Annotated in this window: 16 protein-coding genes; 12 read left to right on the top strand and 4 right to left on the bottom strand. The window is 65.5% G+C overall.

What is annotated here, in order from left to right:
- Positions 1–20 precede the first annotated feature (20 nt).
- From C7411_RS08235 to C7411_RS08225, 3 genes are read left to right on the top strand one after another with little or no spacing between them, the layout of a single operon-like run.
- Complete coding sequence (locus C7411_RS08235; RefSeq protein ID WP_110383337.1) at positions 21–548, top strand: GNAT family N-acetyltransferase; 528 nt, start codon at positions 21–23, stop codon at positions 546–548.
- Positions 549–553: 5 nt separating this feature from the next.
- Positions 554–1,111 carry a GNAT family N-acetyltransferase gene (locus C7411_RS08230; protein ID WP_110383336.1) on the top strand — a complete coding sequence of 186 codons (558 nt, stop codon included), beginning with the start codon at positions 554–556 and terminating at the stop codon, positions 1,109–1,111.
- Positions 1,112–1,127: 16 nt separating this feature from the next.
- Positions 1,128–4,283 carry a multidrug efflux RND transporter permease subunit gene (locus tag C7411_RS08225; RefSeq protein WP_110383335.1) on the top strand — a complete coding sequence of 1,052 codons (3,156 nt, stop codon included), beginning with the start codon at positions 1,128–1,130 and terminating at the stop codon, positions 4,281–4,283.
- Positions 4,284–4,355: 72 nt separating this feature from the next.
- Here C7411_RS08225 and C7411_RS08220 read toward each other — a convergent pair whose 3' ends face one another.
- The gene (locus C7411_RS08220) at positions 4,356–4,928 is read right to left on the bottom strand and encodes a cupin domain-containing protein (protein WP_110383334.1); all 573 of its coding nucleotides are present in this window, start codon (positions 4,926–4,928) and stop codon (positions 4,356–4,358) included.
- Positions 4,929–5,981: 1,053 nt separating this feature from the next.
- Here C7411_RS08220 and C7411_RS08215 point away from each other — a divergent pair.
- The 3 genes from C7411_RS08215 to C7411_RS37365 all read left to right on the top strand — a co-directional run bounded on the left by C7411_RS08215 (position 5,982) and on the right by C7411_RS37365 (position 8,400).
- Positions 5,982–6,596, top strand: a complete 615-nt coding sequence (locus tag C7411_RS08215) for a thioredoxin fold domain-containing protein (protein ID WP_110383333.1) — start codon at positions 5,982–5,984, stop codon at positions 6,594–6,596.
- Positions 6,597–7,196: 600 nt separating this feature from the next.
- Positions 7,197–8,219, top strand: a complete 1,023-nt coding sequence (locus C7411_RS08210) for a hypothetical protein (protein ID WP_110383332.1) — start codon at positions 7,197–7,199, stop codon at positions 8,217–8,219.
- Between the two features lie 16 nt (positions 8,220–8,235).
- Positions 8,236–8,400, top strand: a complete 165-nt coding sequence (locus C7411_RS37365; protein WP_165822764.1) for a hypothetical protein — start codon at positions 8,236–8,238, stop codon at positions 8,398–8,400.
- Between the two features lie 233 nt (positions 8,401–8,633).
- Here the strand turns inward: C7411_RS37365 and C7411_RS08205 are convergent, their stop codons facing one another.
- Positions 8,634–10,502, bottom strand: a complete 1,869-nt coding sequence (locus C7411_RS08205; RefSeq protein ID WP_110383331.1) for an ABC transporter ATP-binding protein/permease — start codon at positions 10,500–10,502, stop codon at positions 8,634–8,636.
- The gene (locus C7411_RS08200) at positions 10,499–11,392 is read right to left on the bottom strand and encodes an extracellular solute-binding protein (protein ID WP_110383330.1); all 894 of its coding nucleotides are present in this window, start codon (positions 11,390–11,392) and stop codon (positions 10,499–10,501) included. Before C7411_RS08200 ends, C7411_RS08205 begins: the two co-directional genes overlap by 4 nt.
- Positions 11,393–11,565: 173 nt before the next feature.
- Between C7411_RS08200 and C7411_RS08195 the strand changes: the two genes are divergently transcribed.
- The 3 genes from C7411_RS08195 to C7411_RS08185 all read left to right on the top strand — a co-directional run bounded on the left by C7411_RS08195 (position 11,566) and on the right by C7411_RS08185 (position 13,085).
- Positions 11,566–11,994: a TOBE domain-containing protein gene (locus tag C7411_RS08195; protein WP_110383329.1), complete on the top strand. Its 429-nt coding sequence runs from the start codon at positions 11,566–11,568 to the stop codon at positions 11,992–11,994.
- 73 nt (positions 11,995–12,067) lie between these two features.
- The gene (locus tag C7411_RS08190) at positions 12,068–12,622 is read left to right on the top strand and encodes a nitrogen fixation protein NifQ (protein WP_110383614.1); all 555 of its coding nucleotides are present in this window, start codon (positions 12,068–12,070) and stop codon (positions 12,620–12,622) included.
- A 49-nt stretch (positions 12,623–12,671) separates the two neighbouring features.
- Positions 12,672–13,085: a winged helix-turn-helix domain-containing protein gene (locus C7411_RS08185; RefSeq protein WP_373682567.1), complete on the top strand. Its 414-nt coding sequence runs from the start codon at positions 12,672–12,674 to the stop codon at positions 13,083–13,085.
- Positions 13,086–13,141: 56 nt separating this feature from the next.
- Here the strand turns inward: C7411_RS08185 and C7411_RS08180 are convergent, their stop codons facing one another.
- Positions 13,142–14,461 carry a DUF2325 domain-containing protein gene (locus C7411_RS08180; RefSeq protein WP_110383328.1) on the bottom strand — a complete coding sequence of 440 codons (1,320 nt, stop codon included), beginning with the start codon at positions 14,459–14,461 and terminating at the stop codon, positions 13,142–13,144.
- Between the two features lie 272 nt (positions 14,462–14,733).
- On the opposite strand from C7411_RS08180, the gene C7411_RS08175 reads away from it, so the two are divergent.
- The 3 genes from C7411_RS08175 (at position 14,734) to C7411_RS08165 (ending at position 17,248) form a co-directional block, all read left to right on the top strand.
- A complete protein-coding gene (locus C7411_RS08175; RefSeq protein ID WP_110383327.1) occupies positions 14,734–16,002 on the top strand; it encodes an MFS transporter in 1,269 nt (422 codons plus the stop codon).
- Between the two features lie 172 nt (positions 16,003–16,174).
- Positions 16,175–16,639 (top strand): zinc-finger-containing protein, encoded by a 465-nt coding sequence (locus tag C7411_RS08170; RefSeq protein ID WP_110383326.1) that lies wholly within the window; start codon positions 16,175–16,177, stop codon positions 16,637–16,639.
- 210 nt (positions 16,640–16,849) lie between these two features.
- A complete protein-coding gene (locus C7411_RS08165; protein WP_243413088.1) occupies positions 16,850–17,248 on the top strand; it encodes a hypothetical protein in 399 nt (132 codons plus the stop codon).
- Positions 17,249–18,602: the final 1,354 nt, after the last annotated feature.

Raw genomic sequence — 18,602 nt, 5'->3', positions numbered from 1 at the left:
CAAACACGAAGGAAACAACAATGCAGTCGAGCTTACCCGAGGGGCTCGTCGTGCGTGCATTGCGTCCCGGCGATGCCGAGGCGTTGCATGTGCTGCGGCTCGGTCCGTCAATAGTGCGGGGCAATGCGGACACACCGTATAGTTCGGTCGCCCAAACGCGCGAGTGGATCGAGAGCGTGGCGTCGCCTGCCGTCGTCATTGGCGCATGGGTGGGCGAGACAATAGTGGGCGAGGCTGAGCTGCATCCGCAGAAGTTGCGCCGCGCTCACGTCGGCGAGATCGGCATCAACGTACACGACGCCTGGCAGCGTCGAGGCGTCGGAACGTTTCTCATGGGGCAGATCCTCGAGTTCGCCGACAACTGGCTCGGCCTTCGGCGGCTCGAACTTCACGTCTACACCGACAATGCCGCCGCGATCGCGCTCTACCAAAAGTGCGGTTTCGAAATCGAGGCGCGTTTGCGCGGCGCAGTATTGCGCGATGGGGCGCTCGCCGATTTCTTCCTGATGGCGCGCCTGCGCGATCCGCTGCCCCTCGCTCCGGAGTGATGCCCATGCACGTCCCGACACCATCGCCCGTGTTCACGCCACCCGGTACGATTCGCGTGCGTACCTGCGAGCCCGCCGATTTCGAGGCGATTGCCGACTTGATGAACCAGCCCGGCGTGCGCCACGGCACGCTGTTGAGCGGGTGGCGCACCCCCGAATCCTTGCGTGCGTGGTATGAGCGCCGGCCGCCCGGCTGTATCACGATTTGCGCCGAAATCGACGGACGAGTGGTCGGACAATCGCATCTCGAAGTCGCGAAGGGCCGCCGCTCACACTGCGCTTCGGTGGGCTTCGGCGTGCACGACGCCTGGCAGCGGCGCGGCGTGGGCAGCGCGCTGATGGCAGCGATCGTCGCCTGCGCTGACCAGTCGCTGGGCCTGCGCAGGCTCGAACTCGAAGTATTCGCCGACAACGAGGCCGCCATCGCGCTTTATCGCAAGTTCGGCTTCGTCGTAGAGGGCCGCTCGCGCGGCTACGCGATGCGCGACGGCGTGCTTGCCGATACGCTTCATATGGCGCGCTACGCTGAAGCACCACCGTTCGCTTCTCCCTTGGCCCCGTAAGCGTACCGACAAGCGCGTGCCCTTCTTTTTCATCGACAGGCCGGTCTTCGCATGGGTTATCGCGCTCGCGGTAGTGGTGGCGGGCGCGCTGGCGATTCCCATGCTGCCGGTGGCGCAGTATCCGCAGCTCTCGCCGCCGCGCATCGTCATCAGCACCGAGTATCCGGGCGCGTCGGCGGAGGAGGTGGGCAACGTTGTCGCGAGCGTGATCGAGGAGAGTCTCGATGGCGCCGAAGGCCTGCAGTACTACGAAACGACCAGCGACGCGCTGGGGAACCTCGAAATCGACGTGACTTTCACGCCGGATACGAATCCCGACATTGCGCTCGTGGACGTCCAGAACCGTCTGAAGCAGGTCGAGGCGCGGCTGCCACAGCAGGTGATGCAGCAGGGCATCGACGTCGAGAAGGCGTCGAATACGTTCCTGATGCTCGTCGCCCTCACGTCCGCCGATGGCACGCGCGACTCTGCGCAGCTCAGCGACTACCTGAACCGCTTCATCCTGCGCGACCTCAAGCGCGCGCCGGGCGTTGGGGCGGCGGAGCTCTGGGACTCGGACGAAGCCATGCGCGTCTGGCTCGATCCGGTGAAGCTGCGCGAATACGGCCTTACGGCAGCCGAGGTCAACTCGGCCATTGCCACGCAAAACTCGCCGCTGACGGCGGGCTCGCTCGGCAACGCGCCGTTCGTGAAGGGGCAGCAGACCACCGAGTCGGTGAGCGTGAAGGGGCAACTCGAAACTCCGGATGAATTCGGCCAGATCGTGCTGAAGGCGAAGACGGATGGCGCGCTCGTGCGCTTGCGCGATATCGCGCGCGTCGAACTCGGCCGCGCGGACTACTCGTTCTATTCGCGCCTGAACGGCAAACCCGCGGCGACCGTGGGTATTCACCTCGGGCTCCGCGGCAACGCGCTGGAGACGTCGAATAGCATCCGTGCGCGCCTCGCCGAGCTGTCGAAGCGTCTGCCGCCGGGCGTGGCGATCGAAATTCCATTCGATACCGCGTACTTCGTGCGCGTGGCGATCCACGAAGTGGTGATCACGCTCATCGAAGCCGTGGCGCTCGTGTTCGCGGTGATGTGGCTGTTCCTGCGCGACCTGCGCTCCACGCTCGTACCCACGGTGGTGATCCCTGTCACGCTCATGGGCGCATTTGTGGCACTGTATTCGGCCGGCATGTCCATCAACGTGTTCACCATGTTCGGGCTCGTGCTCGCTATCGGCATACTCGTGGACGATGCCATCGTTGTCGTGGAAAGCGTGCAACGCATGATGCACGAGCGCGGGCTCGCACCGCGCGAGGCCACGCTCGCCGCAATGAAGCACATTGGCGGCGCGATCGTCGGCGTAACGGCGGCGCTCACCGCCGTGTTCGTGCCGATGCTGTTCTTTAGCGGCAATGTGGGCGGCATCTACCGGCAGTTTGCAGTAGCGATGATCGCGTCGATGCTGTGTTCGTCGTTCATTGCGCTTACGCTCACGCCGGCCCTTTGTGCGAATTTGCTAAAGATGCCGAAGCGAGTTCCACAGCCCGAGCGTGGTTTTGCGGCGCAAGCGGCGCGGGCCGCGCGCGGCTATCGTGCGCTCGTGGCTGCGCTGCTGCGGCGCGGTCCGCGTGTGCTCGCGATCTACGCCATGCTCTGCGCGGTGGCGGCGCTCCTGTACTGGAAGCTGCCGCAGGGCTTCCTGCCGAGCGAGGACGAAGGCCAGTTGCAGGTGATGATCCAGTTGCCTGCGGGCGCCACGCAGGCGCGCACGCTCGAAGTGGTAAAGCGCGTGGAGGCGATGCTCGGCAAGCAGCAGGCCGTAGGGAACGTGACGAGCGTGGTGGGCTGGAGCTTCGCGGGCAGCGGGCAGAACGTGGCGATGGCGTTCGTCGAGCTCAAGCCGTGGGGCCAGCGCGGCAAGGGCGAAATGGACGCGCAGACGTTGCGCGACGCGCTCAACGAGCAATTCGGCACCATCCTCGACGGCGACGTCCAGGCTACGTTGCCTTCGGCGGTGCCGGGCATCGGCCACTCCGAGGGCTTTACGTACCGGCTGGAGGATCGCGGGGGCATCGGCATGGACGGATTGAAAGCCGCGCGTGACCAACTGATCGACGCGGCCGGCAAAAGCCGCGTGGTGGCGCAGGTCCACTCGGAGGATCTGCCCGACGCGCCGCGTGTGGAACTAGACGTCGACCGCGACAAGGCCTACGTGTATGGCGTATCGTTCGACCGTATCGCGGACGTGCTGGGCAGCACGTTCGGCTCCAGCTATGTGGACGACTTCCCGGCTGGAGGGCGCATGCGCCGCGTGATCGTCGCCGCCGACGCACCCACACGCATGAACGACAGCCAGCTCCTCGACTTGCCTGTGCAGAACATATCCGGCGGGACCGTGGCGATGTCGTCGATCGCGGCCACGCACTGGACGCTCGGCCCCGTGATGCTGAGCCGCTACAACGGTTATCCGTCGCTCGACGTGACGGGGCGCGCGGCGCCGGGCCATAGCTCGGGCGAAGCGATGGCGGAGATGGCGCGGCTCGCGCTCGCTTTGCCCGAAGGCGTGTCCGGCGAATGGACCGACGCCGCGTTCGAAGAAGCCCGAGCCGCGCGCCAGACGCCGCTCCTCATCGGCCTTTCACTGCTAGCGGTGTTCATGGTGCTCGCGGCGCTCTACGAGAACTGGATCACGCCGCTATCGGTGATGCTGGTCGTTCCGCTCGGCGCGCTCGGCGCGGTGAGCGCAATGATCCTGCGCGCGCTGCCCAACGACATTTATTTCAAGGTAGGTATGGTGACGGTGATTGGCCTCGCGGCGAAAAACGCCATTCTGATCGTGCAGGCCGCGACCGTGCGCCGTACGGGCGGGGTGCCGCTGCGCGCCGCGGTCGTGGGCGCGAGCGTCGAACGTCTGCGGCCTATCGTGATGACCTCGGCCGCGTTCGTGCTTGGCGTGTTGCCGCTCGCGTTCTCGCAGGGAGGCGGCGCTCAAAGCCGGCACGCCATCGGCACGGGAGTCCTCGGCGGCGTGATTGCAGCGACGCTGCTCGGACTCGTGTTCACGCCAGTGCTTTACTATACGGTGGTCTCGCGCGTGGCGGCGACACCTGCGCATCGCATACCGCCGCGTCGAAGTGAGCAAGCTGCGCAACAGGCGAAAGAGGCCGAAACCGAGGCGCCCTGACGGCGACATTCACATATGCCCGTATGGCAGCCGCCTGGCAGCGGGACTGCGCAATGTGCGGGCGGCCGCAGTTCAGAACAGACGCGGCGTTCCCACCCAGAGGAGCACGGTTTCCTGCTCGAACGTATTGCTCCAGGCGTGCGGCACGGTCGATTCATAATGCGCACTGTCGCCCGCACGGACCACAAATGTTTGTCCTTCAAGCGTGAGGGTCACTTCACCAGAGAGCACATGCAGAAACTCTTCCCCCGCGTGCGTGGTGACTTCGCTGAAGCGCTCGCCGGGTGGCATGCGCACGAGAATCGCTTCTAGCTGACGACCGCCGGACGGATTAGTCAGCCGAGCATAAAGGTCAGCAGAATTCGCGAAGCGGAAAAACTTCAGATCCTGGCCACGGCACACGCAGCCCGCTTCGGTGGGTGCATCGACGAAATAGCTTACCGGCACGCCAAGCGCCTTGGCGATGCTCACGAGCGAGGTGATCGAGGGGGTGGCGCGATCGCGCTCTACCTGCGAGAGAAAGGGCTTGGAGAGCTGCGCGGCGGTGGCGATATCATCGAGAGTACGGCCTTGTCTCTGGCGCAGTCCGCGAATCTTGCTGCCTACGGAAACGACGTTCAGCAATTCAACGGGTTTCGAAACCATGACGGAATATTGTTGTCTGATGAGTATGTTTGAATCCGAAACCCGGACTGGGCGAAAGCCACAATCTTGTCGTGGCACATCGGGTCTCCAATAATTTCCATTGCCAGGGGCACGGTCTGTATCCGGCGATTTCAGAGACAAATCAGCCGAAAGGCAATGGAGTATGTCGATTGCCGCCGGGAATGCCATTCGAATCCCGTGCGTACCTCGACGATCATGCTTGACTCCAGTTGACGGAGGCGCCATTGCACTGGCCCGCCGTCTACAGCTCATAAACGATAGCATGAAAGCTGCAGCGTACCACTGTTCGGCGGCGTGCTAAAAATCGGCTCGTCCAAAAGCGCAGTGGCTAATGCGGCTCACGAGACATGCGGATTGAGCGCCTGGAAGTCGAGTTTGCCTGCGAAGAGGAAGGCGGGTCAGTTTACATCGGCACTAACACGTAGTTCAGCAGCAATAGCAGGAACAGCTTGCGCTTGCTATCTTTCCCTGTGATCTACTTTTAATCCGTTGGTCACAGCTTCGAATCCCGTACGGCCTACCAAAGAAATCTGCTTTTACGGGCACGAAAATCAAGCACGACGAGACCATCCTCACAATCCCGACTGTATGGCCCCATGGAGCCTGAAACTCATTGTCCACAGGGCATGCGGAGTAGATTTGTTCGTTGGATTTCGCCATGCTGCCAATACGTTCTATCAGAAGATACCGCGAACCATACTTGCTTCCTCCCAAGTTAAACTTAGCGGTTGGAGATCCTAAATGCTCATTGACGGCCACGTCCATGGACAGATGAAACCCGCCGGCATGCACGCGAAAACCGTGTTCGAGGCGGTTGTATTAAGAGCCCGAAAAACATGGGCGCGCAGGTCGCAACATTCTTGTGCGGCGATAGTCCAAGATCCAACGTCCTCCCGCAAACTCTCACCTTTGCGGTTAACCTGGCGCCTTTGTCATATTGGCGTCAGCGGCGCGCCACGGCGTGACCCTAAGATACGATCCTTCGCTTCACAGGCGCGAGCCGTGACGCGCTATCCAGATCAGAGGAAAAGAATGAAGAAGTTCACACGCATGCTGATCGCCGCAGGCGCACTGGCCATGAGCGCCTGCGCCATGGCCGCCGCGGCTCCCGAGCCTGCCTGGTTGCCCGCAACGGCGGCTGCAAGCTTGCAGAACGCGAGTGCGATCGTCGAAGGTGCGAATGGGTCGAACGTGAAGTCGACGCTTTATGTCTTTATGGACCCAAACTGTATTTACTGTCACCTGGTGTGGAAAGCGCTGCAACCGTATGAAGCGGCCGGCCTGCAGGTGCATTGGATTCCTATGGGCTTTCTGAAGCCCGATTCGGCCGGCAAGGCAGCCGCGCTGCTGGAGGCGAAAGACGGCGCCGCGCTGCTCAAAGAGCTGGAAACGCACTACTCGGAGAAGGACGAATCGGGTGGCATCGCCCCGCTCGCGCACATTCCCGTCATCGACAAGAACAAGCTCGACAACAACATCAAGCTCTTTCAGGACCTCGGCTTCGACGGTACGCCTGCGCTTGTTTATCAGGGTTCGGGCGGACGCTGGGCCAATGTCAGCGGCTTGCCGAAGCTGGGCGACCTGCCGGGCATGCTGAATCTGCCCGCGCAACCGATCACCGATGCCGAGTTGCAGAAGTATCGTTGAGCACGCACGGCGGTGAGCCATTCACCGCATCGTGAGTTCACCGATACACCGATAGGTGAGGAGTTCCAGGAGTCGAACGCCACGCGCTCCTCCCGAAAAGCCTCACCTTTGCTCTCGGGCCACTTGCCGTTCAGGCGCTCGTGACTTAGGCGGTGGGCGCTGCGCCTTGCGAAACATTGCCTGTTTCTGCGCCGTCGCCTTGTGTGAGCGCCGCGCCTCGCCATGGGGGCAGTTGAGCGCGACGTCGTTGCGTCCAGACAAACGTCTACGGTGACGCTCAGTTATGCGTAGCCTTGCTCCATCCGCGCGGAATCGTCGGCGTCTTCAATCGCGATGAGATCGGCAGAGGCATTGTAGAAGCCGCTGGGCCGCACCGTTTCGCTCGTCGGCGGCCATGTTCAGGTCTATATGGCGCGCATTACGCAACCCAAAGGTGAGTGTTTTCGGGAGCGTGAACGCAACGCGTTCCGTTGCTGCGCTGCGGCAGCGTCGCCGCGGGTGGGTCGCGATTCGCGGTATAGTCATTCGCGACAAGAGGCCTCGTTGTGCGCCCTGCACTTCACCGCCGCCGCGTTCGAGCGGTCTGCAACGGAGTTTTCCATGGGTATCCTGGACAGGCTTTGGCCGCGCGCCCGCGCGAAGCAGGTGCCGGAATCGCCGCAAATCCAGACGCTGATCGAGCGTCTGCTCGTGCTCACCCCTACGCTCAAGCTGGTGCCCGAGTGGCGCGAGCGGCTTGCGCCCGCGCTCGCGCAATCGGTCACGTATGTGCGCGACGTGGTGGACCGCATGCCGCCCGCGCGCGAAGCGAGCGCCGCCACGTGGTCGAGCGACCCCTATATCCACGCGTTTTTCGCCGCGCCCGACGAGGTAGGCCATGTGTTGAGCCGTTCGCCTGAACTGCATGCCTGGTTCGAAAATCATCCGCTTGCGCGCGAGACTTACGCGGTGCTCGGCATGGCCCTGAACGAGCGGCACGCCTTCGGTGCCGAGCAGCATGGCGACGAGGTGCACACCGATGTCATGCAGACGACGTTGAGCTTCGACGACCATCAGGTGCGCGTGTGCGCCGAAACCGAAAGCGATCTTCGCGAGCAGATCGTGCAGCGCGTGGTCGAACAGATCGCGCTGGCAGGCCTCGAGCAGATCGGCGCCGACGAGTCGCGCCGCGAGCTGCTCGAACAGGAGCGCGCGCTGCTCAGAACGCGCCTGCAGCTGCTCACCCGCCACGGCGCGGGGACGCAACGCATGCTGGGTGAGCACGCTGTGCAAAACGTCGCCGAAGTGGCGAAGGTCGAGGCACAGATTGCGCAGAACGAGAGCGAGATCGCCGCGCTCGGCCTCAAGAGCGAAGCGCTCGAACACCAGCTCACGGTGATTTGCAGGGTGCTCGCGAATCCCGCGCAATACACGAACGTCGAGATGCGCGAGATCTGCCTGAGTCCGATGAATGTCGTGCTCGCACATGGCGGCCCGGGCAACAGCGCCTCGATCGTGTTCCCGCTCGCGCGGCTGCCGTCGAGCCCGCAAGGTTTGCGCGCGTTCTCTCTGGTGCGCTTCGCGCGCACCGACCTTCAGCCCTTGCCGCGCGTGCTCGTGGAAGACAGCCGTTTCATGATCTGAGCCCGGCTTCGCGGTCATGGGTGAGAAGATCCGGGAGCCGCGTGCATGGCATAACGACGGTTCGTCGACGAAGCGTGCGGCAATCACCGTCACGCGTGACCGGCTGTGCAAGCTTCGCGATCCCGATGGACAGGAGAACCTGGTTCCGCTGCGCAAGATTTTCCTGGTAGTCCCAGGTTAAGGGATGCGAATATTGCCCACTACCAGGCGTTGGCAATCGAAACGTTGCGTGCTCGAGCGCGGGACGCCAAAAGGTGAGGGTTTTCGGGAGTCGTCGTAAACGGTGCGAAATTGCCTGTCTAATCGCTAACCGTTTGGCAAAATAGCCCTTGCTGCAGGGGCTTTTTTGTCACCCGCTGCGACGCCGGTGCGGGTACATCGGCGCGAAAGGTGAGCGTTTTCAGGAGGTGCGAGTCAGGAGCCGTGCGACGCAGGCCAGGCGAGCACCCCGTTCGCCCTGATCGAGAAGCGCAGCTCGCCGGTAGGCGATGCCGGCGCATCTTCTGCGGCGATATCGAAGGTTGCTCCAGCGATCTCGACCGTCACGTAGCGGTCGCCGTGACGCAGCGATGTGCCCGCAATGCACCCTTGCCACGCGCCTTCCTGCGTCGCGACGAGCGCACGCGGCGAGACCCGCCACATCACGCGCGAGCCGACCTCAAGCGAGGTATCGGCGCAGGGCAGGCGCAATCCCGTCGGCGTTTCGATCGCGCCGCCAGCACGCACGATGCCCTCGCCGATATTGTGCAGGCCGAGCAGTTCGGCCACGCGCAGCGTGGCAGGCCGCTGGAACACGTCGGCCACGGCGCCCGCCTGCAGCACGTTTCCCTGTTCGATCACGAGCACTTCGTCGGCGAGCAGCGCCGCTTCGTCGGGGTCGTGCGTGACGATCACCGTCACCGCGCCTATCTCGCGTTGCAGCGCCCGCAACGACTGCTGCAGACGGCGCCGCCGCGGCGTGTCGAGCGCGGCGAAAGGTTCGTCGAACAGCAGCAGTTGCGTGTGCCGCGTGAGCGCGCGCGCGAGCGCCACGCGCTGGCGCTGGCCGAACGAGAGCTGGCTAGGCAGGCGTCCGGTGAGCGTGTCGAGACCGAGGTGCGCGAGCCAGTAGCGTGCGCTGGCGGCGTCGGCATCGACGGGAAACGCGAGTTGCTGCGCCACCGTCATGTGCGGAAAGAGGCCGTAATCCTGCGGCATGTAGCCGATCTGTCGTCGCTCGGGCGGCAGTGCGCCGAGATCGATTGCCCCGAGCGCGACACTGCCCGCGTCGTTGCGTTCGAGCCCGGCGATGATGCGCAGCGCGAGCGATTTGCCCGAGCCCGAAGGGCCGATGATCGCGAGCCGGCGCGTTTGCGGCTGCCACGCCACGTCGAGCGTGAACGCGCCGAGCCGCCGGCGCACTGCGAAGGCAAGACGCAGGTCGGCGTTCTCCGCCGCGGTGGCGGCCGGCGTGATACTGGTGAGTTCGTCGCCGTTGTCCATGTTCACCGCCAGTGTCGAGCGTGCGCTGCGGCTATAGACGGAGAGCACCGCACAGATGATCGCAATGCCGAGCGTAGGCAGCAGGAGCGGCATCATCGCGGGCAAGCCCTGGCCGCCGAACACCACGTAGGTATACACAGGCAGCGAATACGGGTGATACGCGACCATCACGGTCGCGCCGAATTCGCCGAACGCGCGCAGCCAGGCGAGCGCGAGCCCCGCGCGGATGGCGGGCCACGCAATGGGCAGCGTGACCCGAAAGAAACGGCTGGCGGCGTGATGGCCGAGCGTGGCGGCGACGTCGTCGTACACGGGATCGACGGCGCTGAACGCCGAGCGCGCCGCGACGATCAGGAAGGGCGCCGCCACGAAGGTCTCGGCGAGCACGATGCCCGTGAAGGAGTCGGTGAGCGAGCCGCCGAACAGCTGGCCGATGCCGCTATACGGCCCGATGAGAAACAGCAGCAGCACGCCGCTCGTAAGCGGCGGCAACGCGAGCGGCAACTGCACGACAAAGCCGAGCAGGGCAATGCCGCGCGCGCGCGAACGCGCGAGCCAGTAGCCGAGCGGCACGCCGCCCAGCAGGATGAGGAGCGCGGCCACGCTCGCGCTCGCGACCGACACGCCCACCGCCGACCAGGTGGCGTGCCAGTCGACGCCGGCCCAGTCCGCCTGCCCGATCTGCGGAATGCTCGCAACGAACGGCGCGCACAGATAGACCGCGAGCAGCGCGCCGAGCCACCAGAGCGGCAGGGAGCGCTTCACGGCAACCTGCCCGGTACGCGGCGCGGCTTGTGTCATTGCTGTGCGGCGTCGATCACGGCTTGCACCGACGGCGGGATCGCCTGGGTCTGACCGTTGACGGCAGGCCTCGTCACATCCACGCCGTGCTCGGCGAGCAGCTTGCGGCCTTGCGCCGAGAGCAGGAAGTTCACGAAGCGCGCGGCGCCGGCGCTGTTGGGGGCGTCGTTGAGAATCGTGAGCGTGTAGTTCGCCTTGATCTTCAGTTCGGGCGCGGGGTGGATCGCCGGAATCTTCAGATCCGACGTTTCGGTCGAATAGAAGAAGCCCGCGTCGAGCTGACCCGACTGCAGACGGCCGACGAGCGTTTCTTCCGGCAGCACCTGCTCGGGATTTTCCGGCGCGCCGAGCGTCTTCTCGACGAGATCAGGCTGGTTGTACGCCTGCGCGGCCTTCGTCATGAGTTCGACGGTGAAGGCGCCCTTGGGGTCGAGCTTCGGGTCGGTACGGCCAAGGCGGATGCCCGGTTCCTGCAGCACCTGATCCCACTTCTTCGTCTTGAAATCGGCGGCGAAGCGGCTCTTCGGGTTGTAGCCGATCAGGAGCGGCGATTCGGCGAAATTCACGTACCACGTCACGTGATTGCCGTTGGCCTCGCCCATGAGACTCGCGTTGACCTTCGGGCTCGCGCTGATGAACACATCGCCGCGGCGCAGCTTGCCCTTGATTTCATTGGCAATCTTGTTCGAGCCTGCCGCGTAGCCCTTGAAATGCAGGCCCGTTTCCTTTTCGAACGCGGGGCCCACGCTCTTTTCCATGAGGTTCACGAGCGAGCCTGCATAAAGCACGTTGACATCGGATTCGTCGGCGAAAGCGTTCGCGCTTGCGCCCATGGCACCCATCACACCGCTCATCACGACGACTGAGGCCACCAGCTTGCGGATAAACATGTTCGATACCCCGTGCGTTATAAAGGCCCATATATTACGATGGACTGCTGTATCCATGTGCTGATTCAAATGGCCATTTTGGCGATCCGTGCCCGTGCGCGTCACACTGACACGGCTAAACTGTGAGTACAGTTTTTCCCGGCTCAATGTTCTGTTCAATTGTGGAGGCCGTCATGCGTACCAGCGCCCGTAACCATTTCTCCGGCCAGATCAGCGCGGTCAAGGCTGGTGCTGTCAACGACGAAGTCACGCTGCGCGCCGACGGCGGTCTCGAGATCGTCGCGATCATCACGCATGGCAGCGCCGCTTCACTGGGGCTTACCGCCGGCAAGCCGGCCTTCGCGCTCGTGAAGGCATCGTCGGTGATCCTCATGGTCGATGGCGACGCCAGCAAGGTGTCCACGCGCAATGTCGTGGCGGGCACGGTTGCGTCGGTCACGAAGGGCGCCGTGAATGCGGAAGTCGTGCTCGCGGCCCCGGGCGGCGCGCAGATCGCGGCCATCGTGACGAACGACAGCGTCGATCGTCTCGGCCTCGCGGCGGGCAAGCCGGCTGCGGCGCTCTTCAAGGCATCGAGCGTGATCGTCGGCGTAGACGGTTGATGCGCGGCGAGTGAGCGCAGTGACTCAGGGCAGTCAGGACTCCGGTGCGGCGCCGCCGTGCGATGTCGATGCGTTGGCCGCAGCGCGCTGCGACGCCCTGACGGGGGCGCCGGAAGTGCCGCGCACGCTTGACGCGTGGCTCTTCGCGCGGCTCGTCGCGGCGCGCGAGGTGCGCGGCGAATTGCCTTTGCTCGGTTTGACGCGCGCGCAGATCGACGCGCTCGGTGCGCGGCACTTCGTGTGTACGGTGACGAGTGAAGCGCCGCGCACGCACGTGATGGCGAATGCGTCGCATGCTGCATTTGCCACGGCAATGCATGGCTTTCTCGTTGGGCTTGCCGCGCCGCAAGCCGACCCCGGCGACGTATGTTGCCTTGCCGCGATCATTGCCCACGCGTGCCTGCGCCCCGATCATCTGTGGCGCGATCTCGGCCTGCGTGGCCGCGATGACGTGACAGGCATGCTGGAGCGTTTCTTTCCCGAGCTCGTGGCGCGCAACGTGGAAGGTTTGCGCTGGAAGAAGCTGCTGGCGCGCGAACTCGCTCTGGCGTCGGGCGCTACGCCGGGCCCGGCTCCCGGCTGCCCCGGCTGCGAGGACTTCGGCTTCTGCTTTCCCGCCGGCCATTAGCCATCCGGAGGGGAATGGCGCGCCGCACGCATCGTGTATGCTTGCGCGCATGACCAAGTCCCCCAACGATCAGCCGCGCGCAGACGCTCCCGCGCCCGCACAGGCGCAGAAACCGGCCCGACCCGACGTGCGTTTTCGCATGCGCATCATCCAGGACGGCACGATCGCGCTCGGGCCAGGCAAGGTGTCCCTGCTCGAAGCGGTTCGCGAGCATGGCTCGATCTCGGCTGCGGCGCGCAGCCTGAACATGTCGTACCGCCGCGCGTGGCTGCTGATGGATGAACTCAACCGCGCGCTGGCGTCGCCGGCCACGGTTTCGGAGCATGGCGGGCAGAGCGGCGGCGGCAGCATGCTCACGCCCGTGGGCGAGGAGATCGTGCGCCTGTATCGCAGCATCGAGGCGCGCGCCGCGGCGGTCTGCGAGGCCGAGATCGAAGCGCTCGTCAAACTTGTGAAGACGTGACGTGACGTGACGTGACGTGACGCGGGGGCGGCGCACTGCCGCCAACGTCCAGGCGCCTAGCCGTGGCGCAGGCAGAAACGCGAGACGGGCACCGCCGCGAGCGTGGGCGTCGCGTTCGCATGTAGCCGCATCATCAGCTCGACGAAGCTGGCAAGACTCGCCGTGCGCAATGGGTGCCACGTGACCTGGTGCCGTTCGCATACGCGCTTGAGCGTGCTCATCGAATCATGGTCGATGCAGTCCACGGGAAACACCGCAAGGTCCGCATTGGCGAGCGCCGCGGCGAGCAGGCCCTTGCGCTCCTCCACGCCGCCGTCGTGCAGGATCAGCTCGCCTCCCGCCGACTCTATCCACCGCCTGAGCGCGTGATTCGAACCCGGCCGGCCACCCACGTAGACGATCCGGCGCCCCTTGAGCGCATCGTCGGGAAGCGCGCGTTGGGCCTGCGGATCGTCGTGCGCTTGCGTGGTCTGCTCCATCGCGTGGACTTCGGCGCGTAAGACGTCGATCAGCGCGTGAGCTTCGTCGAGCTGCGCGCGCAGCGTGTGGAGCGCGGCGGCATCGGCATTCGCGCGCTGCTCCGCGATTTCGCGGCGGCTCGTGTGCAGCGCGACCCGCGCGTCGCGTGCCGCGAGCGCTTCCTGCAGCGCTTCGAGCTGCGCGTGCTGCGGCGTTGTCTCGCGCTGCGCCACCCGCTGCGCGGATTGCGCATCGAGGGCGTTGCGCGCGGCATCGCGCTCACGGCTCATCCCGTGCAGGCGCGCCTGCTGGCGCTCGATTTTGGCCCGGAGTTCGGCGTTTTCCGCTTCCAGCGCCACGAGGCGGCGCAAGTCCGCGCGGTTGGCCGCGCCAACGAGGTGCGAGAGCATGTGCAGCTCGCCGAACGCGGCCTGGCGCACTTCCATTGTCGTGGCCGGATGTGTCATCACCGCCCAGTATGCGGGCGGGATGTCGCCGTTCGCGAGCGCTTCGTTCCAGAGCGCGAGCACGGCTGGCGTGTCGCGCGCGCCGGCGAAACGGCGCACCGCGCCTGCATAGCGCGTGTCGAGGGCCTTTTGCAGTGCCTTGCCGCCCGCGCCGCCTTCTACCGCCAGTTCGACCGCGGCGTGGTGGATCTCGAGATCGCTCGCGCGCTGGGCGTCGAGCCGGGTAAATTTCGGGACGAGCTTGCGCAGCTCGTGCGTGCTCAGGCAGGTGCCGATGATCGAGCAGTGCAGATGGGCGTCGAGATCGACGAGGCGCGTACGTTGCCGCGCGCGGGCGAGTTCGGCTTGCGAAGGGCCGCAGCAGTCTGCGCTCGCCCGGACGCGCAGCGTGGTCTCTTCGGCAGATGAGCCGCCCGGCGTGCGGGCGAGGCGGAACGGCGGTGCGTGCATGATGACCTCTGATCCACTGCGGAACGCGGGGCTGTGCATGGGCGCGTGCGGCCACAGTGCCTCGACCCTGGCTGGCCGCGCGCCGATAGCGCAATATACCATGGAATATAACGATGGTCGGATGGCGGTCAGAGAGGGCGCATCGATCGCGCGAATCGCGCGGCCCCCCGTGTTCCTGTGGCGCCACGCAGCATGAACTAAAATTGCCACTTTGCGGCTTGCTTGTTGCTGGTTGCGCGCGCACCCGATTTTTCGCTTTTTCCCGCTGTTCAATGACCACATCTTCTCCGCAGGCGGCGTCCGACGACCCGCCCAGCCTTTCGCGCAATCGCGGTTTCCAGCGCTTCTATGGCGCGCGCGTGCTGTCGTCGCTCGCGTTCCAGATGCTCGCGGTCGCCATGGGCTGGCACATCTACGCGCTCACGCATAGCGCGTTCGCGCTCGGTCTCGTCGGCCTCGCGCAGTTCCTGCCGATGTTCTGCCTCACGCTCGTCGTCGGTCACGTGGCGGACCGGTATGACCGCAGACGCATCGCATCCGTCTGCCAGCTCATCGAGTGCGCCGCCGCGCTGACCTTCGCGGTCGGCACGGCCGGCGGCTGGCTGAGCGCGCCGCTCATCTACGCGCTTGCCGCGTGCGTGGGCGCGGCTCGCGCGTTCGAGTCGCCGGCCATTTCGTCCTTGCTGCCGGGCGTCGTGCCGCGTGCGCAGCTGCCGAACGCGACCGCGTGGTCGACCTCGGCGAACCAGACTGCGAACATCGTCGGCCCGGCGCTGGGCGGCCTGCTGTACGGCATCGGCGCGACGCCAGCCTACGCCGCCTGCTCGCTCGCGTTCGCGGCGGCGGCCACGCTCTCTGGCACGATCCCGCTGCGCGCCAAACCGCCCGCGCGCGTGCCCGTCACAATCGAATCGGTGTTTTCGGGCATCGCGTTCATTCGTTCGCAGCCCGTCATTCTCGGCGCGCTGTCGCTCGATCTGTTCGCGGTGCTGTTCGGCGGCGCGACGGCGCTCTTGCCCGTGTTCGCCCGCGACATCCTGCACGCCGGCCCCATCGCGCTCGGTCTCTTGCGCTCGGCGACGGCCACGGGCGCGCTGGCAGGCTCGATCTGGCTCGCGCACTTCCCGCTGCGGCGCCGGCCGGGTCTCGCGATGTTCGGCGGTGTGATCGTATTCGGCTGCGCGACGATCGCGTTCGGGCTTTCGCACAACATCGGCGTGTCGCTCATGGCGCTGGCTGTATTGGGTGCTTCGGACGTGGTGAGCGTGGTCGTGCGCACGTCGCTCGTGCAGCTGCGCACGCCCGACGAAAAGCTCGGCCGCGTGAGCGCGGTCAATTCGCTTTTCATCGGCACCTCGAACCAGCTTGGCGAGTTCGAATCGGGGCTCACGGCGGGCTGGTGGGGCGCGCAGCGCGCCGTGCTCGTGGGCGGCGTGGCGACGATCTGCGTCGCGCTGCTGTGGATGCGGCTCTTTCCTGCCCTGCGCGACACGCGTTCGCTCGAGCGCGAAGAGGCGCACGCCATCGCCAGCGCGAACTGATCGCGCGCGGATCGCGCGCGCGGCCCGCCTGCAGCGGCCGTGCCGTCAAATGCCGTGCGCCGGGGTTTGCCGTTATCCTTTCTCCAGGGCCCGTTCGTAGCGGCGGACCACCGTTATTCTCACCCACCCTTCAAGTCATGCATCCATCGACCATCGCCCCGGGGAGCGCCGCATGCGCGTAGGCCGCCCCGTCAAGGCGCTGCCGCAGCCGCTGTGCGACTACTGCGGCGCGAAAGCGGTGCTCGCGCGCTTCGCCGACGAGGCCTACCCGTATCGCGACGATCACGGCCCGCTCTGGGTCTGCACGCCCTGTGAGGCGTGGATCGGCGTGCCCGCGCGCAGCACGCGCAACGTGCCGCTCGGCCGGCTTGCCAACGCCGCCCTGCGCGACGCGAAGAGCCGCCTGCACGACGCGCTCGAACCGCTGGTGGCCGCGAAGATGCGGCGCGACAAGGTCAACGCCTTCGAGGCGCGCGGCAAGGCCATCCGCTGGCTAGGGGAAGAACTGGGCTTCGACCTGCCCAATCCGTCGATCCATCTCCTGAGCCTCGAGCAGTGCGAGCAGGCCATCGCTCACATCGAGGCGTTCAAGGCCGCGCGGCGCGCAGAGGGCGCAGGCGAGCGCGAACCGCGCTGAGGCGGCCACGGTCAACCTGTTGCCCGTCCGTCAGGCGATGCGCGGCGCATGTCAGTCACTGATCGTTACATTCGATTTGAGGAGCGGCGCTTAACCTTCGGCGCGCCGTGCCGTTATTGCACGGAACAGACTCTTACTTGCCCTTCCATGGTCAGGACCATCCCTTTTTCGCAGCGCTCGCAAACCGGTCGCCCCCGGCGCAGCAAGTCGATGTTGCTGCCGATCCCGCGCGCGGTCGCCAATGAGCTGGCGCTGCAGGTGCATCTCGCGCTCGCCGCGCTGCGCCGCGGCGGCACCGGCGACGACGCACGCGCCTTGCTCCATGCTCACGTGCTCGCGCAATCGATTGCGGAGGCTGGATATGGCGTGCTCGAACCGGAACAGGTGCGAGCGGCCGACGCCGCGCTGATCGCCTGCTTCGAGCGCGGCAACACGGGCGGCGGCTGGCAGTTGGACGAAGCGGGCTTCGAGGCGGTTGCGCAGCTCGTGAACGTGTACGACCGGCAGTTGCAAGGCGCGCCGCTGTGGGCGCTGACCGAGGCGAGCGAGCGGCTCGAGCGCATGGGCGCCGGCGAAACCAGCCAGCAGGCCTTGCGCAAGAGCGCCTGACGCGAGGCACGCCAGGTACGCACTTTGCGGCCAGCTTCGATAACCGCCGCACAGAGGCAGTGGGTAACAGGCAGTATGGTGAAGTGAACGATCCCTCTTTGAGAGACGAGCCGGATCGAGGCGGTGGACGGTAGGCCGCAGGCGATGCATCCCCAAAAATGCATCGCCGCTCCGGTCGAGCCCGGGACGCGCCGGACGAACCTCGGGCGAGCCCGACGCGGGCCGCCAGCGGTTGTTGTGGCGACATTGGCACGAGATTTGACGCGGGACGCGAATCGTGTTGACTTAGGACAGGTGGCGCGCCTAAAATTCGCCCGTCTTAACAAAAGGGGCTGACGCCTTGGACAGTAGCAGTTGTCGATCTTCGAATAGTTTCGCTGCCTGACCGGCAGGACGTCCGCGCTCCCTTTCTTTCAGCCGCCGTCTTGCCAGCCAGGCAGATGGTGCGCGTCCAGCAGTAAATCCTCGTGCACTCTTGAATAGCGTCGACCGACGCCGCAGCGCTCTGACCGTATCAAGCGCCGCGGATGGCCGACATCGCGCCGTAAGCCCGCCCTGATCGATGCGCGCTTGCGGCACGGTTCGTTCGTTGCGCCCTCGAGCGCGACGCGCGGATCGACACTTGCGCGCCTCGAGGCTCTTGAAGCCGCTTCGCGTTCGAGCCGCCGGCTCGATGCAAGCCCCTGGGGTCGGCCGCCGTGACGATAAGGAGTTCCGATGTCTGATAGTGACAGTTATCCGTTATGCCGCTTCCTTTCGAATTGCACTGAGGAAAGCGGGCAGACGCGAGCCGCCGCGCGCTGAAAGATTGCGCTCTGCCGGGTCTGCTGGCTTTCCTCCCCGACGCGTCCCCCGCGACGCCAGGAGAACCAGTATGAACTTCGGCCTTCTTTTGCCGCACCTGTCGCAACTGCAGCAAATGCAGCAAATGCAGCACACCCTCCATCCCGATGTGCTCGGCGCGCGTGAGCGCGCGAGCGCCCCGCCGCCCTGCCGGAAATCGCGACTCGCCGCGCGCTGGCGAGACCTGCGAGCGCGCGTGTTTCGGGTCTGAACCAGACAAGCAGTAACGGATCCCCGCGCGTATGCCCAGCCGGCCCGGCCGGCCGTACGCGGCGCGCGAGGGATTCGCGCAATAACCCAAAGCCGGTGCTTCGACATGAACCAGTTCAACCACACATTGCGAACGACCCGCCGCGCAGCGCGCGCCTGCGCCGGCGTGCTCGTGCTCACGCCTGTACTTGCTAACGGAGGCCGCTAATGGAGTTCAGCTTCAACCTGAACCGCACGGCCAACGCCTCGGCGTGGCGCGTGCTGCCCAATCGCTGGGACTTCGTGGCGTTCCCGCTGATGA

This window comes from Paraburkholderia silvatlantica (assembly GCF_003096715.1).
In the GTDB taxonomy this organism is placed as follows: Bacteria; Pseudomonadota; Gammaproteobacteria; order Burkholderiales; family Burkholderiaceae; genus Paraburkholderia; species Paraburkholderia silvatlantica.
This window is presented reverse-complemented; position numbering and strand designations above follow the sequence as displayed.

Coding starts and splice junctions, on each gene's coding strand:
- C7411_RS08210 (WP_110383332.1), top strand. CDS start 7,197: ATGGGTATCCTGGACAGGCTTTGGCCGCGCGCCCGCGCGAAGCAGGTG.
- C7411_RS08180 (WP_110383328.1), bottom strand. CDS start 14,461: ATGCACGCACCGCCGTTCCGCCTCGCCCGCACGCCGGGCGGCTCATCT.
- C7411_RS08200 (WP_110383330.1), bottom strand. CDS start 11,392: ATGTTTATCCGCAAGCTGGTGGCCTCAGTCGTCGTGATGAGCGGTGTG.
- C7411_RS08205 (WP_110383331.1), bottom strand. CDS start 10,502: ATGACACAAGCCGCGCCGCGTACCGGGCAGGTTGCCGTGAAGCGCTCC.
- C7411_RS08165 (WP_243413088.1), top strand. CDS start 16,850: ATGTTGCTGCCGATCCCGCGCGCGGTCGCCAATGAGCTGGCGCTGCAG.
- C7411_RS08170 (WP_110383326.1), top strand. CDS start 16,175: ATGCGCGTAGGCCGCCCCGTCAAGGCGCTGCCGCAGCCGCTGTGCGAC.
- C7411_RS08235 (WP_110383337.1), top strand. CDS start 21: ATGCAGTCGAGCTTACCCGAGGGGCTCGTCGTGCGTGCATTGCGTCCC.
- C7411_RS08220 (WP_110383334.1), bottom strand. CDS start 4,928: ATGGTTTCGAAACCCGTTGAATTGCTGAACGTCGTTTCCGTAGGCAGC.
- C7411_RS37365 (WP_165822764.1), top strand. CDS start 8,236: ATGGGTGAGAAGATCCGGGAGCCGCGTGCATGGCATAACGACGGTTCG.
- C7411_RS08185 (WP_373682567.1), top strand. CDS start 12,672: ATGACCAAGTCCCCCAACGATCAGCCGCGCGCAGACGCTCCCGCGCCC.
- C7411_RS08175 (WP_110383327.1), top strand. CDS start 14,734: ATGACCACATCTTCTCCGCAGGCGGCGTCCGACGACCCGCCCAGCCTT.
- C7411_RS08195 (WP_110383329.1), top strand. CDS start 11,566: ATGCGTACCAGCGCCCGTAACCATTTCTCCGGCCAGATCAGCGCGGTC.
- C7411_RS08215 (WP_110383333.1), top strand. CDS start 5,982: ATGAAGAAGTTCACACGCATGCTGATCGCCGCAGGCGCACTGGCCATG.
- C7411_RS08230 (WP_110383336.1), top strand. CDS start 554: ATGCACGTCCCGACACCATCGCCCGTGTTCACGCCACCCGGTACGATT.